The sequence below is a fragment of the Stenotrophomonas maltophilia group sp. LNF247 genome, assembly GCF_054083135.1.
The window spans coordinates 224,551-241,512 of sequence record NZ_JBSRQL010000002.1; the positions used below are offsets into that span (position 1 = coordinate 224,551).

10 protein-coding genes are annotated in these 16,962 nt (G+C 67.7%); 4 read left to right on the forward strand and 6 right to left on the reverse strand.

All coding sequences use genetic code 11. The features are described 5' to 3' along the window. Positions 1 to 72 precede the first annotated feature (72 nt). From ACTXG9_RS03135 to ACTXG9_RS03145, 3 genes are read right to left on the reverse strand one after another with little or no spacing between them, the layout of a single operon-like run. A complete protein-coding gene (locus ACTXG9_RS03135) occupies positions 73 to 1,404 on the reverse strand; it encodes an O-antigen ligase family protein (protein ID WP_021204349.1) in 1,332 nt (443 codons plus the stop codon). Beyond that, entirely contained in the window at positions 1,385 to 2,500 is a 1,116-nt protein-coding gene (locus ACTXG9_RS03140) for a glycosyltransferase (protein ID WP_019662058.1), read from the reverse strand. The genes ACTXG9_RS03135 and ACTXG9_RS03140 overlap by 20 nt, the downstream gene beginning before the upstream one ends. Before the next feature lie 15 nt (positions 2,501 to 2,515). After that, a complete protein-coding gene (locus tag ACTXG9_RS03145) occupies positions 2,516 to 2,713 on the reverse strand; it encodes a zinc-finger domain-containing protein (RefSeq protein WP_005410967.1) in 198 nt (65 codons plus the stop codon). A 422-nt stretch (positions 2,714 to 3,135) separates the two neighbouring features. Between ACTXG9_RS03145 and ACTXG9_RS03150 the strand changes: the two genes are divergently transcribed. Together ACTXG9_RS03150 and ACTXG9_RS03155 are read left to right on the forward strand one after the other, a co-directional pair. Continuing rightward, positions 3,136 to 6,480 carry a GH92 family glycosyl hydrolase gene (locus ACTXG9_RS03150; protein WP_111098064.1) on the forward strand — a complete coding sequence of 1,115 codons (3,345 nt, stop codon included), beginning with the start codon at positions 3,136 to 3,138 and terminating at the stop codon, positions 6,478 to 6,480. Further along, positions 6,477 to 7,220: a basic secretory protein-like protein gene (locus tag ACTXG9_RS03155; protein ID WP_111098063.1), complete on the forward strand. Its 744-nt coding sequence runs from the start codon at positions 6,477 to 6,479 to the stop codon at positions 7,218 to 7,220. Before ACTXG9_RS03150 ends, ACTXG9_RS03155 begins: the two co-directional genes overlap by 4 nt. Positions 7,221 to 7,672: 452 nt before the next feature. Here ACTXG9_RS03155 and ACTXG9_RS03160 read toward each other — a convergent pair whose 3' ends face one another. After that, the gene (locus ACTXG9_RS03160; RefSeq protein WP_021204353.1) at positions 7,673 to 9,964 is read right to left on the reverse strand and encodes an NADP-dependent malic enzyme; all 2,292 of its coding nucleotides are present in this window, start codon (positions 9,962 to 9,964) and stop codon (positions 7,673 to 7,675) included. 229 nt (positions 9,965 to 10,193) lie between these two features. Beyond that, positions 10,194 to 11,537: a dicarboxylate/amino acid:cation symporter gene (locus ACTXG9_RS03165; RefSeq protein ID WP_021204354.1), complete on the reverse strand. Its 1,344-nt coding sequence runs from the start codon at positions 11,535 to 11,537 to the stop codon at positions 10,194 to 10,196. 328 nt (positions 11,538 to 11,865) lie between these two features. On the opposite strand from ACTXG9_RS03165, the gene ACTXG9_RS03170 reads away from it, so the two are divergent. Together ACTXG9_RS03170 and ACTXG9_RS03175 are read left to right on the forward strand one after the other, a co-directional pair. Next, positions 11,866 to 13,035, forward strand: coding sequence for an OprO/OprP family phosphate-selective porin (locus ACTXG9_RS03170; RefSeq protein ID WP_111098062.1), 1,170 nt, complete (start codon positions 11,866 to 11,868; stop codon positions 13,033 to 13,035). A gap of 66 nt (positions 13,036 to 13,101) precedes the next feature. Continuing rightward, the gene (locus ACTXG9_RS03175) at positions 13,102 to 15,744 is read left to right on the forward strand and encodes a hybrid sensor histidine kinase/response regulator (protein ID WP_111098061.1); all 2,643 of its coding nucleotides are present in this window, start codon (positions 13,102 to 13,104) and stop codon (positions 15,742 to 15,744) included. Positions 15,745 to 16,302: 558 nt separating this feature from the next. Here ACTXG9_RS03175 and ACTXG9_RS03180 read toward each other — a convergent pair. After that, on the reverse strand, positions 16,303 to 16,953 hold the full coding sequence (locus tag ACTXG9_RS03180) for a response regulator (protein ID WP_111098066.1): 651 nt from the start codon (positions 16,951 to 16,953) through the stop codon (positions 16,303 to 16,305). Between the last annotated feature and the right edge of the window lie 9 nt (positions 16,954 to 16,962).

The following is a 16,962-nucleotide window of genomic DNA, read 5'->3' on the forward strand; positions in this document are numbered from 1 at the left end:
AGCCTCATCCACGCATGGCGTGGATCTACTGATCGACTCCATGGTTGATCCCTACCATGCGCGGATGCGCGGTCACTTCACCGGCGGGGAATCATCTGCGTCGCGGGCCAGCAGGCTGCCGGCGAACAAGGCAGCGAGCAGCACGGTCAGGCCGCCCCAGAACGCGGAATAGAACGCCAGATGCGTGTTGAGCGGGAACACGGTGACCGCCAGCGCCAGCATCGCAGGGCGGGCCCGGTCACGCGCGGCCGTCGGTGCATAGCGCCAGGCCCGCCAGGCCTGGGCCACGGCTGCCAGCCACAGCAGCAGGCCGATCACCCCGGTTTCTGCCAGGATTTCCAGCACGATCTGATGCGCGTGCAGGGCGGGAGCATCCCCCCATACCGCCAGCCCCTCTTCGGCCACGCAAGCGGGATAGGCATCGCGGAAACCGCGTGCGCCGACGCCGTTGAACGGGTGTTCTTCGATCATGCAGACGGCGGCTTCCCAGATACGCGCGCGCCCCGACAGTGCCTCGTCGACACCGCGTTCGCTTCCATCCCACGCCATCGCGGTACGCGCAAGGCGTTCGCGCAGCTGCGGCACGCCTGCGGTGAGCACGCCGGCGCCCAGCACGCCGAGCAGCGCCAGCAGCAGCATCCGCTTCACACCGAACTGGCGCACGCCGCTGTAGGCCAGCACCAGCGCGAAGGTGATCCACGACGCGCGCGAGCCGGCCAGCAGCAGCACGCAGCCCAGCGCCGCCGCGGCCAGTACCCAACCCGGATTGCCAAAGCGACGCGCCAGCGGCAACAACAGGAACGGTGAGAGACTGGCCAGGACCTGGCCGAACTTCAGGTTGCACGGCCCGAGTGCCCCACTGAGGCGATCGACCACGGCTGCCTCAGTGGCCGGGCACAACGCGTGACCACTCACCGCAAGCTTCAGCTGCTCAAGCGACCAGAACCACGGGCTGGTTCCGGCCAGCGCCTGCACCAGCGCATCCAGCGTCCATGCGCCGGTGATCAGCGCCAGGCCACCGAAGGTCAGCCGCCTGCGTTCCGGCGTGGCCACCGCGATCGCCACCAGCCACATGAAGGGCAGGTAGCGCAGGCCGGCAGCCGCCTTCGTCCACGACGCTGCCGGATCGATTGCATCAAACGCCGAGAACGCCTGCGGCAGCCAATAGCCGAGGAACAGGATGGAGGTCAGCGCCCACGCTGCCGTGCTCAACAGATGCGGGCGGCGCTGCAGGCGGCGCATGACCATGCGCGCGGCGGCGTAGACCGCGCCAAGGCCCAGCACGGTCTCCGCGATGCCCGGCAATGGCCACAGTGCTACGTACGTCAGCACCCACCACGGCGCCCAGCGCCCGGCGCGGTCGTCGCGCACGGTGACGGCGGAGTCAGCCAGCGAGGTCGGCATAGAGGCGGAGGGTATCGCGCTGCATGGCCTGCAGCGTAAACGGGATGCGGGTCGGCAAGAACGGCGGCTGCGCCAGCAGGGCCAGCGCACGTTCACCCAACGCGCGTGCATCGCCCAGCGGCACCGCGCCAGCGGGCTGCAGCTGCCGAAGCAGTTCGCCGACGCCACCATGATCCCAGCCCAGCACCGGACGGCCGACCGACAGCGCCTCGACCACGGTGCGGCCAAACGCTTCCGGTTTGTCCGACAGCTGCAGCACCAGATCGCTGGCTGCATAGGCCTGGGCGATGCGCGCGGTCGGCGTGCTGATCTGCACGGCGTCGGTCACGCCCAAGGCAGTGGCCTGCCGGCGCAGGTCGGCCACGTAGGCTTCGCGGCCCGGTTCATCGGTGCCCAGCATCCACAGCTGTGCCGGCACACCAGCTGCACGTACATCGGCGAGCAATTGCAGCGCATGGGCATGTCCCTTCAGCCGGGTGCCCCGCCCCGGCAGCAGCAGCAGCGGGCCCCCAACCTGCGCCAGCCACGGGTAGTCGGCTGCCAGCGCCAGTCGTGGCCGGCGGTCGGCGCGGGCCACACGCGGAAACTGTGTGACATCGACGCCGCGCGGAATCACCTGCAGCTTCGCTTCGGGTACCGTCGGATAGTGCCGCTGCACGTAGTCGCGCACGGTGTTGGACACGCAGATCACGCGTTCACCGCTGGTCATCACCGCGCTGTAGCGACTGGGCGAATTCAACCCGTGCACGGTGGTTACCCAGTGCGGGCGCTGGGCGGCGGGCATGGCACGGATCGCGTACAGGCCCAGCCATGCCGGCAGCCGCGAACGGGCGTGCACGATGTCCGCGCCGACTTCAGCGAACAGGCGGCGCAGGGTCGGCAGGTGGCGCAGCGTCAGCAGCGATTTGCGGCCGATGTCGAGGGTGAGGTGCTCGGCACCGCTATCGAGCAGGGGCTGCACCAGGCGGCCACCGGCGGAGACCACCAGCGCACGATGGCCGGCAGCGACCAGGGCCGCAGCGATTTCCAGGGTCGAGCGCTCGACACCGCCGGAGTGCAGCGCCGGCAGCAACTGCACCACGGTCAATCGGCGCATCGAAAAGGCCGCCGTTTAGTCGGCCAGCACGAACACGGAACCGCAGTACGGGCACTGCGCTTCGCCATTGGGCTCGTCCTCGATCGGCAGGTATACGCGCGGATGCGAGTTCCACAGCGCCATTTCCGGGGTCGGGCAGCTCAGCGGCAGATCGCTGCGGTGCACGGTGTAGCGCTTCTCGGCGTTGGCGGGCGCAGTGGCGGTATGGCTCATGGCGGATGTCGATGAACGGGTTGCGAGGCCTGTGATTCTAGCATCCGGGCCGCCCCGACATTGCGCAACAACAGGTCTTTGCCCGCCGCAGGGCGTCTCCTTGCGCGGTTGCGCGGCAGATCCAAGGCCTCGCACTGGCGGAAATCCTTCAATCGATCCAGCGGGTTCACGCTGGAAACCCGCCGACTGCGAAATTTGCCGCATTTGGATCGAACTAAATGGCACTTGTCAGGCTGCTGCCGCTGTTGCAGGATCGGGCCAGGCCGTGAATCGGCCCACCCCAATCCGACCCGATCGCATGGCCCGCCCCCACCGGACCGGCATCGCCTCTTCCACTGCCCTCCCGGCGGGCGGAGCGATGCTGTCCGTGGTGTCCGCCGATGCGGGTTCTGCCTGCCGCCTGCCTCTCGGGAGACCCTTGCATGACCCTGTCTGATCCACGCCGCGCCCTGCTTCCGCTCGCTCTGGCCCTGGCCTGCGTGACCACTGCGATGCCGGCGCTGGCGCAGGGGCTGCACACCTCGTTCGAACCGGGCGAGCCTGTCCCGGCGCAGGCCACCAGTGCGCTTCAGGTCACGATCGGCAATGGACCGGCCGCGCCCTACGCCGCCAAGCGCGACGCCGGCTACAGCGGCCTGCATGCGCTGCGCTACAGCAGCCAAGGCGGCAGCGCGCGGCGCGAACTGTTCAAGGCCGACCTGCCCATCGAGGCCGATACCACGCTGTCGTGGCTGGTGCTGCCGGAAATCGTCGGCAAGGACACCGTCGCCTCGACCTATGTATCGCTGGACCTGCTGCTGGACGATGGCAGCCGCGTTTCGGCTGGCACGGCACGCGACCAGCATGGCGTGGCCCTTGGCGCCCATGCGCAGGGCGAGTCGAAGACGCTGTACCCACAGCAGTGGGCGCGCAAGGCGGTGCGGCTGGGCGACGTGCCCGCGCTGAAAGGCCGCCGCGTGGTGGCGATCGAGCTGGAGGTGGCCAGTGCCGAAGGTGCGCCGGTCTCCGGCTGGATCGACGACGTATGCCTGGATGCGCAGCCGCGCCAGCAGCCGCAGCGCGTCTCGGACTGGGTGCTGACCACACGCGGCACCCAGGCCAACGGAACGTTCTCGCGCGGCAACAACCTCCCGGCCACGGCGGTGCCGCACGGGTTCAACTTCTGGACCCCGGTGACCGATGCCGGCGCACTGAACTGGCTGTACCGCTGGAACGAACAGAACGATGCGCAGAACCGCCCGCAGCTGCAGGCGCTGGCACTGAGCCACCAGCCCAGCCCGTGGATGGGCGACCGCCAGACCTTCCAGGTGATGCCTTCGGCCAGCCGTGGCGCGCCGGACGCCGACCGCCGCAAACGCGCGCTGTCGTTCGACCGCCGCCACGAAAGCGCCCGCCCGTACCGTTACGACGTGCGCTTTGACAATGGCATCGCTGCCGCCATCGCGCCGACCGATCATGCCGCACTGTTCCGATTCGACTTCCCCGAGGGCGGCGACGCCAACCTGCTGTTCGACAATGTCGATGCGCGCGGTGGCCTGACCCTGGACGCCGCCACGCAGACGCTGTCCGGCTACACCGATACGCGCAGCGGCCTGTCCAACGGAGCCAGCCGCATGTACGTGGTGGCCAGCTTCGACAAGCCGTGGCGCAGCAGCGGCCGCCTCGACACCGGCCGCCCGACCGGCTACATCAAGTTCGACGCCGGCAGCGACCGGCGGGTGACGATGCGCATCGCCACCTCGCTGATCTCGGTCGAGCAGGCGCGGCACAATCTGGCACTGGAAATCAGCGCTGCCGATACGCTGGAGAGCGTGGCCAGCCGTGCGCAGGATGCATGGGACGCGCGCCTGGCCCGTTTCGACATCGGCAACGCCAGCGACGACCAGAAGACCACGCTGTACTCCAGCCTGTACCGGCTGTACCTGTACCCCAACTCCGGCCATGAAAACGTGGGCAGCGCGGCCCTACCCGACTGGCGCTACGCCAACCAGGCCAGCGCCAGCGATGACAACACCGATGGCAGCGCGACCCGCAGCTATGCGGCCGTGCGCGACGGCAAGGTCTTCGTCAACAACGGCTTCTGGGATACCTTCCGCACCACCTGGCCGGCCTATGCGCTGTTTACGCCCGACGATGCCGGCCAGCTGGTGCAAGGCTTCATCGAGCAGTACCGCGCCGGCGGCTGGATCGCGCGCTGGTCGTCGCCGGGCTACGCCGACCTGATGGTCGGCACCAGCTCGGACGTGGCCTTCGCCGATGCCTGGCTGAAGGGCATCGGCGGCTTCGATCCGGCCGAGGCCTACGCCGCCGCGCTGAAGAACGCGACCGTGGTCCCGCCCGACCGTCATGTCGGCCGCAAGGGCATGGACCGTTCGACCTTCCGTGGCTACGCCAGCGCGGACGTGCACGAAGGCATGTCATGGACGATGGAAGGCGCGCTCAATGACTTCGGCATCGCCAACATGGCCGATGCACTGGCCAAGCGCGCCACCACGCCGGCTGCACGCGAGCGCTACAGCACCGAGGCCGAGTACTTCCGCTATCGCGCCGCCAGCTACGCGACCATGTTCGACCCGGCCGCCGGCTTCTTCCAGGGCCGCAAGGCCGATGGCCGCTGGCGCGTGGACGCCAAGGATTACGACCCGCGCGTATGGGGCCACGACTACACCGAATCCAATGGCTGGACCTTCGCCTTCACCGCCGCCCACGATGGCGAAGGCCTGGCCGCGCTGTACGGTGGCCGCGACAAGCTGGCGGCGAAGCTGGATGCCTTCTTCGCCACGCCGGAAACCGCCGACCCGGCACTGGCCGGCTCCTATGGCGGCACCATCCACGAGATGACCGAAGCGCGCGACGTGCGCATGGGCATGTACGCGCACAGCAACCAGCCGGCGCACCACATCCCGTGGATGTACCTGTACGCCGGGCAGCCGTGGAAGACCCAGCAGCATGTGCGCGAGATCCTGTCGCGGCTGTATGTGGGCAGTGAGATCGGCCAGGGCTATCCCGGTGACGAGGACAACGGCGAGACCTCGGCGTGGTACGTGCTGGCATCGCTGGGCCTGTACCCGCTGCGCATGGGCGCACCGGAGTACGTGATCGGCTCGCCGGCCTTCGAACATGCGCGCGTGGAACTGCAGGGTGGTGCCGTGCTGACCGTGAACGCGGCCAACAACTCGCGTGAGAACGTCTACGTGCAGTCGCTGACGATCAACGGCAAACCGTGGACGAAGACCTGGGTGCCGCACGAGCTGATCGCCAAGGGCGCGACCCTCGACTTCGTGATGGGCCCCCGTCCCTCGCGCTGGGGCAGTGGCGTGGATGATGTGCCGCGCTCGTTGACCGCACGCGGCCAGCGCCCGCAGCTGCTGCACGACCTGCTCGGCAGCGGCGCGAAGGCGACGTTGGCCGATGGCCGCGCCCTGCCCGCGCTGGTCGATGACGATGCCGGCACGACGGTGGGCCTGGGCGGCGGTGCAACCATCGCGCTGGCCGGCCTGGCTGAGGGCACCCCGACGATGTACACGCTGACCAGCGGTGACAGCCGTATCCAGGGCGGTGAGTGGACGCTGGAAGCGCGCAACGGCAGCGGCAGCTGGGCCGTGCTCGACCAGCGCAGCGGCGAAGACTTCGAATCCGCCCGCCAGACCCGTCCATTCCGCATTGCAAAACCCGGTCGCTACAGCGAATACCGCCTGCGCCTGGCGGCACCGGCACGGCTGCCGCTGGCGGAGATCGAACTGCTGGCGGCCGGCACCGTACAATGAGCGGCATGCGCTTCCGTTTTCTGCCCTTGGCCCTTGTTGCCCTGTCCTTCTCCAGTTTCGGCCAGACCCAGGCGTTCGATACGCAGCTGACCCGCGACGGCGTGACGCTGAACTACCAGGACGCCCGTGGCGCCCTGGCCGCGCCGCAGCGCAAGCGGGTGATCGATACGTTCTTCTTCGCCTACCTGCGCGAACGTGCGGACTTCCACCCGGCCGCGCCGGCGATGGTGCGCATCGTGATCGACCCGGCCTACACCGGCATCGCCTTCGTCGGTGACAAGGACCAGGCCGCAACGATCACCATCAACCCGGGTTGGCTTGCGCAGCACCCCAACGACATCGACCTGGTCACCCATGAGGCCATGCACATCGTGCAGGGCTATCCGGGCTATGGCGACGCACGGGTGCCGGGTTGGCTGGTGGAGGGCATCGCCGACTACGCACGCGACCGCTACGGCATGGACAATGCCGCTGCGGGCTGGGCACTGCCGGGCAAGGTCGAGACGGGGCAGAACTTCGACAGCGGCTACCGGGTCACCGGTGCGTTCCTGAAATGGGCCGACGCCGAACATCCGGGCCTGGTGCTGGCACTGGACAAGGCCCTGCGCGACGGCCGCTATGCACCGGTGCTGTGGCAGAAGCACACCGGCAAGGCACTGCCTGCGCTGTGGACGCAGTATGCCAAGCCGCGTTCGGATGCACCGCCGCCGGCACCAGCGCGCCGCGGCAAGCGGCGCTGAGCCCCAACGCACTTTACGTTCGCCGGGCATTGCCCGGCGCTACCGCATCGCGGCCTCAGCGCGACTGCACGAAGCCGGCGTACAGCGCGAACAACTGCTGGAAGTACCGCCGCGTCACTCGATTGCGCATGACACCCTCGTCCATGGAAAGTTGGTCGGGCCCAGGGTGGGGAGGCCGGTCCGGTCCCTTCCCACGGCCAGGCCGCGTGGGCGTATTGGGCCGCAGCGGCGTTGCAGGGAAATGACCGGGGTGCGTAGCGCGTGTGGCAGCGGTGGGACCGGCATCGGGACCGGTAGAGTCGACTGTTAGTCGACTATCGCGCGATCGCGCGGGATTTTCGGTGGTTGTAGGAAAGGCAGTCGACTAACAGTCGACTCTACCCGTTTCCGCTGGGCGGAAACGAAACGCGCCCCGAAGGGCGCGTTTCTGCAGATCGCAGCGGAACGAAGGCTTACGCCTTCTTTTCCGCTTCGATCTGCTTGCGGATCTGCGCATCGACCGCCGCAATCGCGGTCATGTTCAGGATCCGGCGCGAGGTCGCGCTGGTGGTCAGGATGTGCACCGGCTTGTTCACGCCCATCAGGATCGGACCGATCGCCACGCCGTCGGTGAACACGCGCACCAGGTTGTAGGCGATGTTGGCCGCTTCCAGGTTCGGCAGCACGAACAGGTTGGCTCGGCCCTGCAGGGTCGAGCCCGGCAGCAGCTTCTGGCGCAGCGCTTCATCCCATGCGGTGTCGCCCTGCATTTCGCCATCCACGTTCAGGCGCGGGTTGCGCTTGAGCAGCAGCTCGCGCACCTGGCGCATCTTCAGTGCATCCTTCGAATCGTGGCTGCCGAAGTTGGAGTGCGACAGCAGCGCCACCTTCGGCTCGATGCCGAACAGCTTCATGCGGTAGGCCGCCTGCAGGGTTGCTTCGCACAGCTGCTCGGCGGTCGGGTCTTCCTGCACGTGGGTATCGACGAAGAAGAACACGCCCTGCTGGTTGATCACGCCGGTCATCGCCGAGGTCGAGGTGACCTTCGGCTCCAGCGGCAGCACGCTGCGCACGTAGCCCAGCTTCTTGTGGAAGCGGCCGACGATGCCGGTCAGCATCGCATCGGCTTCGCCACGGGCCACCATCACCGCTGCGATCAGGGTCGGGCGCGAACGCATCAGGTTCTTCGCCGCGGCCACGGTCACGCCACGGCGGCCGGTCAGGCCGTGGTAGTACTGCCAGTATTCGTTGAAGCGCGGGTCGTCGTTGATGTTGGTGACTTCAACGTTCTCGCCGATCTTCAGGCGCAGGCCGAGGCGCTCGATGCGCGACTCGATCACTTCCGGGCGGCCGATCAGGATCGGATGCGCCAGGCCGTCATCGACCACGTTCTGCACCGCCTGCAGCACCACTTCCTCTTCGCCCTCGGCGTACACCACGCGCTGCTTGTCGCTGCGCGCGCGGTCGTACACCGGCTTCATCATCAGGCTGGTGCGGTAGACGAACTGGGCCAGCTTGTCGCGGTAGGCGCCCATGTCCTCGATCGGGCGCGAAGCCACGCCCGAGTCCATCGCGGCCTGGGCCACGGCCGCCGACAGCTCCACCAGCAGGCGGCGGTCAAACGGACGCGGGATCAGGTATTCACGGCCGAAGCTCGGGGTCTCGCCGCCATAGGCCGAGCCCATGTCGGTGGCCGCGCGGCGCGCCAGCGCGGCGATGGCACGCACGCAGGCGATCTTCATTTCCTCGTTGATCGCAGTCGCGCCCACGTCCAACGCACCACGGAACAGGTACGGGAAGCACAGCACGTTGTTGACCTGGTTCGGGTAGTCCGAGCGGCCGGTGCCGATGATCGCGTCCGGACGGGCGGCGCGCGCCACCTCCGGCATGATTTCCGGAGTCGGGTTGGCCAGCGCGAAGATCACCGGATCCGGGGCCATGGTCTTGACCATCTCGGCGGTCAGGATGCCCGGTGCCGACAGCCCCAGGAAGATGTCCGCGCCGTCGACGATCTCGGCCAGGGTGCGCTTGTCGGTATCGCGCGCATAGCGCTGCTTTTCCGGGTCCAGGTCGGTACGGCCGGTGTGGATCACACCCTCGCGGTCGAAGGCCAGGATGTTTTCCGGCTTCAGGCCCAGCTGCACCAGCATGTTCACGCAGGAAATGCCGGCGGCGCCCATGCCCGTGGTCGCCAGCTTCACGTCCTCGATCTTCTTGCCGGTGATCGCCATGGCGTTGAGCACCGCTGCGCCGACGATGATCGCCGTACCGTGCTGGTCGTCATGGAACACCGGGATCTTCATGCGCTCGCGCAGCTTGCGCTCGACCACGAAGCACTCCGGCGCCTTGATGTCTTCCAGGTTGATGCCGCCGAAGGTCGGCTCCAGCGAGGCGATGATGTCGACCAGCTTGTCCGGGTCGGTTTCATCCACTTCGATGTCGAACACATCGATGCCGGCGAACTTCTGGAACAGCACGCCCTTGCCTTCCATCACCGGCTTGCCGGCCAGCGCGCCGATGTTGCCCAGGCCCAGCACCGCGGTGCCGTTGGAGATCACCGCCACCAGGTTGCCGCGGGCGGTCAGCTCGCTGGCCTGCTGCGGGTCGGCCTTGATCGCTTCACAGGCATACGCCACGCCCGGCGAATACGCCAGCGACAGGTCGCGCTGCGTCAGCATGGGCTTGGTAGCGGAAACCTTGATCTTTCCCGGGGGGGACATCCGGTGGTAATCGAGGGCGGCCTGTTTGAAATCTTCGTTGGACATCGATGTGGGTTACATGAATGGGCAGAAGGGACAGGGGATCATACCCCCGTTGGAGCGTCTGGACCTGTCGCTATCCTGTCGCAGCCATGCTGCGACCGCACAATTCCGTGCCGTATGCGGCGGGGCCCCAGACCAGCATCGGCGTTGCCCATGACAGTCATGGGACGCCTTGAAACGCCGCGGGGCCGTACCACTGTCGTGGCCGGCCCCGCGGTACCACACACCTGGATCAGCCCTTGGCCGGCAGCGCCTCGGGCAGCGCATCGACCGGCGGCGGCAGTTCGCTCTCGCGGCCGTCCAGCGCCAGCTGCAGGCGGTTGCGGTCCAGCGCACCTTCCCAGCGCGAGACCACCACGGTGGCCACCGCATTGCCGATGAAATTGGTCAGCGAGCGGCATTCGCTCATGAAGCGGTCCACGCCCAGGATCAGCGCCATGCCGGCCACCGGCACCTCCGGCACCACGGCCAGGGTGGCGGCCAGGGTGATGAAACCGGCGCCGGTGACACCGGCCGCGCCCTTGGAGCTGAGCATCGCGACCAGCAGCAGGGCGATCTGGTGTCCCAGGGTCAGTTCGGTGTTGGTGGCCTGGGCGATGAACAGTGCCGCCAGGGTCATGTAGATGTTGGTGCCGTCCAGGTTGAACGAGTAGCCGGTCGGGACCACCAGGCCCACCACCGACTTGCTGCAGCCGGCGCGTTCCATCTTCTCCATCAGCGACGGCAGCGCCGACTCCGACGAAGAGGTGCCCAGCACCAGCAGCAGCTCGGCCTTCAGGTAGCGCGCCAGCTTGAACACCGAGAAGCCACACAGTCGGCAGACCAGGCCCAGGATCACCGCCACGAACAGGAAGGCGGTGAGGTAGAACGAGCCCACCAGCCAGGCCAGGTTGATCAGTGAGCCGACGCCATACTTGCCGATGGTGAAGGCGATCGCGCCGAAGGCACCGATCGGGGCGGCCTTCATCAGGATGTGCACCAGCTTGAACACCGGGGCGACCAGCGCCTCCAGGAAGTTCACGATCGGCCTGCCTTTCTCGCCCACCGAGGCCAGCGCGATGCCGAACAGCACCGCGATGAACAACACCTGCAGGATGTTGCCATCGACGAAGGCGCTCACCAGCGTCTTCGGGATGATGTCCATCAGGAAGCCGACCAGGGTCAGGTCATGCGACTTTTCGACGTAGCTGTGCACCGCGGTCTGGTCCAGCTCGGCCGGGTTGATGTTCATGCCGGCGCCGGGCTGCACCACGTGCGCCACGATCATGCCGACGATCAGCGCCAGCGTGGAGAAGAACAGGAAGTACGCCATCGCCTTGGCAAACACCCGGCCCACCGTGCGCAGGTGGGTCATGCCGGCGATGCCGGTGACGATGGTCAGGAAGATCACCGGTGCGATGATCATCTTCACCAGGTTGATGAAGGCATCGCCCAGCGGCTTCATCTTTTCGCCCACCAACGGTTCGTAGTGGCCGAGGATGGCGCCGAGGACGATCGCCACGATCACCTGGAAGTACAGCTGGCGATAGATCGGCAACGGCTTTGCAGGCGCCGGGGCTGCGGTCGGGATGTGCATGGCGGACTCCGGAAGGGGCGTTTTCAGGCACGTACGGCCCCGGGACTGCACGGGAACCGCTACCGTGGAAACTGATCGCCCTGTGCTGCACGCGCAGGAGGTGCGACCAATGGACGCCTTTGTACGCGCTGGGCACGTCGGCGCAGATAACCTATTGGTACTAGCCCCCCGGTTCAGGTGGCGCAGGTGCCTACACTGGCGCCACACCGCCCAGACACGGGAAGGCCGGTGGCCCGGGCTGAACGGCCGGGCGCGTCCTTGCGAAAGTTTCGGCCCCTGCGGCCGTTGTTGTCCTGTCCACACGCAATCCGAGAGAGCCGCACCCAACATGCGCCCGAATCCCACCTTGCTGGCCCTGTCGCTGGCCGCCCTTCCCGCCTTCGCCTCGGCCGCCGATTTCGACAACTGGCCGACCAAGTACGCCTTCGGCGACGGCACCGAACTGGCCGCTACCGCCAACATCGCCTACGACTACAACGATTTCTCCTCGGGCAGTGGCCTGGAGGATGACGACGCGGTGCGTCGCAAGGAGTTCGGTGCGACGCTGAAGAAGAAGGGCGTTTACGACGCGATGGTCTACTACGACTTCCAGTCCGATACCTGGCTGGACGTGTTCGTGCGCTTTGAAAGCAAGGCCTTCTTCGGCCGCGACATCGGCCGCTTCCGCTTCGGCTACATGAAGACCCCGGTCGGCCTGGACGCGAACACCTCTTCGCGCGCCGGCAGCTTCCTGGAAACCGCGCTGCCCGTGCAGGCCTTCTACGCCGGCCGCCGCACCGGCGTGGAATGGGTGCTGGAGCGCCCGCAGTACCTGCTGCAGGCCGGCGCCTATGGCGGCAAGGACCTGCAGGGTGACAACCCCGGCACCACCCAGGCCGTGCGTGCGGTGTGGACCCCGGTGAAGGCGCCGGGTGACGTGATTCACCTGGGCCTGGCCTATTCGCAGGAGAATCCGCGCGGCTACAGCGATGGCCGTGACGTGCACCACGAGGCCAGCGCGCGCTTGCGTGCACGCCCGGAAGCCGGCCTGACCGACATCCGCTATGTCGATTCCGGCGCGCTGGTCACCGCCGACCAGATCCGCCGCACCGGCCTGGAAGGCATCTGGATCCGCGGTCCGTTCTCGCTGCAGGCCGAAGCCCTGCGTGCCACGGTCACCCGCCATGACGGCAAGCCCGACTACACCGGCAGCGGCCAGTACGCGATGGCCAGCTGGGTGCTGACCGGCGAGTCGCGCCCGTACAACGCAGGTGCCGTGGCCAACATCAAGCCGGCGCACGACTACGGCGCGGTGGAACTGGTGGCCCGTTACAGCCGCTTGGACCTCGACGATGGCAGCATCCTTGGTGGCCGCCAGCACGACCTGACCCTGGGCGCGAACTGGTACCTGACCAGCCACTTCAAGTTCCAGGCCAACTATGTGAAGGTCGACGCCAGCCGTCGCGGTGTGCACAGCACGCCGGAGATCTTCGAACTGCGCGCGCAGATGCACTTCTGACCCCTTCCACGTCAGACCCCGGCGGGCGTGCACGTCACGCCCGCCGGCCCTGCGTAGACTGCCGCCATGTACCGGCTCAGCCGCCACCGGATGCTGTTGCTGACCCTCCTGGTGATGGTCGGTGGCACCGTGCTGTGTGCGGTCGCCGCCGGCCACTACGCCTGGCGGCGCGCCCTCGGCGAGGAAAGCAGCCAGGTGCAACGCCAGCTGCAGCTGTACGGCCAGGGCCTGCAGCAGCGCATCGACCGCTTCGGCACGTTGCCGCAGGTACTGGCGCTGGATCCGGATCTGCTGCACGCCCTGCGTGTGCCGCCCTCGCCCACCGAACAGCAGCGGCTGAACCTCAAGCTGCAACGCGCCAATGAAGTCACCCGTGCCTCGACCCTGACCCTGGTCGGCCACGACGGCGTGGCAGTGGCGGCCAGCAACTGGGACCAGCCGACCAGCAACGTCGGCGAGAACTACAGCTACCGCCCCTACTACCGGCAGGCACTGGCGCAGGGCCGCGGCCGCTTCTACGGCATCGGCATGACCACCGGCGTACCCGGCTACTACCTGTCGCAGGCCATCGAGGAAGGTGGCAAGCGGCTCGGCGTGGTGGTGATCAAGGTCGAGCTGTCGGCGCTGGAACAGGAATGGTTGAGCAGCCCGGACGTGGTGCTGGCCAGCGACGACCATGACGTGGTGTTCCTGGCCAACCGTGACAGCTGGCGCTACCGCCTGCTGCGCCCGCTGGGCGCCGATGAGCGCCGCGAAATGCTGGACGCCCGCCAATACGCCGACCGCGCGTTGCAGCCATTGCGCGCGCGTACTGAAGACGTGCTTGCCGATGGTGGCCGCATGGTGCGCCTGCTCGATCCCGTACTGCCGCAGCCGATGCTGTGGCAAAGCCTGCCGCTGCCCGCCGAAGGCTGGAACCTGCATCTGCTGCACGACGCCGGCGCCGCCACCGCCGCCGGCCGCGCGGCCGCACTCACCGGCGGTGCCGCGTGGCTGGCGCTGGGCTTCCTGGTGCTGTTCGTGCAGCAGCGCCGACGCCTGGCCAAGCATCGCCTGCGCAGCCGCCGCGAACTGGAAACCCTGCTCAAGCAGCATGCACAGGAACTGCGCACCGCACAGGATGGCCTGCTGCAGGCGGCCACCGACGCCGACAGCGGACTCAGCCGCAGCCTCGAACACCTGCCGCAGGGCGTGGTGGTGATCGACCGCGAACTGCGCCTGGTCGCGTGGAATTCGCGCTATCTGGAACTGTTCCGGTTCCCGGCAGACCTGGTCCGCGTGGGCCGGCCGATCGAGGAACTGTTCCGCTTCAACGCACGCCGTGGCCTGCTCGGTCCGGGCCCCGTCGATGAAGCAATCGAGCGTCGCCTGAACCACCTGCGCAGCGGCCGCCCGCACATGCGCGAGAGCGAGAAGGACGACGGCACGGTGCTGGAGATCCGTGGCAATCCGCTGCCTGACGGCGGCTTCGTCACCAGCTATGCCGACATCACCAGCTACAAGAACGCCGCGCGCGAACTGCGCTCCCTGGCCGATGCGCTGGAACACCGCATCGCCGAACGCACCCGCGACCTGGACGAAGCACGCCGCGAAGCCGAGCAGGCCAACCGCTACAAGACCCGTTTCGTTGCCTCGGCCGTGCACGACCTGCTGCAGCCCCTCAACGCGGCGCGCATGTTCGTCTCGGTGCTGCGCGGCAAGCTGAGTGACCCGGCGCAGCAACAGACCAGCGACCACATCGATGCTGCATTGGCCGCGCAGGATGCGATCCTCAACAGCCTGCTGGATATCGCGCGCCTGGAATCGGGCAGCCTGCCCACGCGCGTACAGGCGTTCCGGCTCGGGCCTTTGCTGCAGACGCTGGCACGCGAGTTCGGCATCGCCGCGCAGTCACGTGGGCTGGTGGTCGACTGGGTCGATACCGCTGCGGTGGTGGTCAGCGATGAAGCGCTGCTGCGCCGCATCCTGCAGAACTTCCTGTCCAACGCACTGCGCTACAGCGAACGTGGCCGCGTGCTGCTCGGCTGCCGTCGCCGCGAAGGCCTGCTGTGGATCGAAGTTCACGACCAGGGCCCCGGCATTCCCGATGCGCTGCAGGGCGAGATCTTCGAGGAGTTCCGCCGCCTGCACGACGGCCAGCAGCGCGGCGCCGGCCTTGGCCTGGCGATCGTCGACCGCATCGGTCGGCTGCTCGGCCACCCGATCCGCCTGCGCTCGCAGCTGGGCCAGGGCAGCGTGTTCGCGGTGGGCGTGCCGTTCGGCGAAGCCAGCGCGATTCCCGCTACTGCTCCTGTGCCGGTGCTGATGCAGGAACCGGCCGCGGACAACCCGCTTCGCGGTCGCCGGGTGTGGGTGATCGACGACGATCCGCACGTCTGCGCCGCCAGCCGCGCGCTGCTGGAGCGCTGGGGCTGCGAGGTGGCGCTGGCCGACGGCCCGCAGGCGGCGCTGCAGCTGGCGGCAACAGGCGCGGTGCCAGAGCTGGTGCTGCTGGATGTGCGCATGGGTGACCACCATGGCCCGGTGCTGTACGAGACATTGGCAGAGCTGTGGCAGGCCCGTCCGCCGGTGGTGCTGGTCACCGCCGAGCGCGATGCGGGATTGCGTGAGATGGCTGCCGAACGCGGTTGGGGAATGATGGCCAAGCCGGTGAAGCCGCCGGCGCTGCGGGCGCTGATGAGTCAGTTGCTGATCCGGCATCGCGGGTAGTTTCCAGCCAACGGCGCAGCCCCTCGTGGTTGGTGTCTGGTTGGTCGTGGAAAGCAAAAGCCGTGGGTGGGCCGGTCGGGCTGGGTGCGCGGGGGACGCCGTGAATCCGTCCCTGGAGACTTGGCAGCCGCATCCATGCGGCTGACACCCCCGCGCACCCAACCCGACCGGCCTCCGACAGATTTCGGTGGCCTGCACCCACGAAGAAGAAAATAAGATCAAAAGCGGGTCGCGCGCTGCGCTTGCTCGTGTAGAGCCGAGCCCATGCTCGGCTTCACGGACCGTCCAGAAAGCAGCCGAGCGTGGGCTCGGCTCTACAAAAAGCAGCCTGTCAGGCTGTCTTTGCTTTTGATCTTCTTTTCTCTTCCGCGGGTGGACGCGCACGGAACGTGTCCGTGGCCGGGCAGGTGGGCTGCGCAGGGGCGTGAGCCGCATGGATGCGGCGACCGAGCTTACATGGACGTACTTGCAGCGGCCCCTGCGCAGTCCACCTGCCCGGCCTCACCCATGAACTGCTCTACGTGTCCACCCACGAGGGGCTGCGCCGTTGGCTGGAAACTACAACCCGATGCCGGCGTCGCCCTCAGGCTCCAGCGCCTTCACCAGTACCGCGGCCTGTGTGCGGCTATGGCATTCGAGCTTCTTCAGGATCGCAGTGACGTGCACCTTCACCGTGTTCTCGGCCAGACCCAGCTCGTAGGCGATCTGCTTGTTCAGCAGGCCATCGGCCAGGCACAGCAGCACGCGGAACTGCTGCGGGGTCAGCTGGGCCAGGCGGCTGGCCAGCAACGCGTCTGCCTCGGAACGTTCGGCGGCCATCGCCGGGAACCACAGGCCGCCGTCGAGCACCGCCTGCACCGCCTCGCCGATGGTCTCGGCCGGAGCAGACTTTGGAATGAAACCCGCCGCGCCGAACTGCTGGGCACGACGGATCACCCGCGGATGGTCGTTGGAGGAGAGGATCACCACCGGAATGTCCGGATGCGAGCCGCGCACGTGCAGCAGCGCGGAGAAACCGTGCGCGCCGGGCATGGTCAGGTCCAGCAGCACCAGGTCCACATCCGGGTGGGCATCCAGCGCTTCGGCCAATGCCTCGGCGCTGGCGACTTCGCGCACCTGCGCCAGCGGCAGGCTCTGCCGCAACGACTGCACCACCGCCGAACGCAGCAGCGGGTGGTCATCGGCGATCAGGATGGTGTATTCGCTCATGCCGCCATT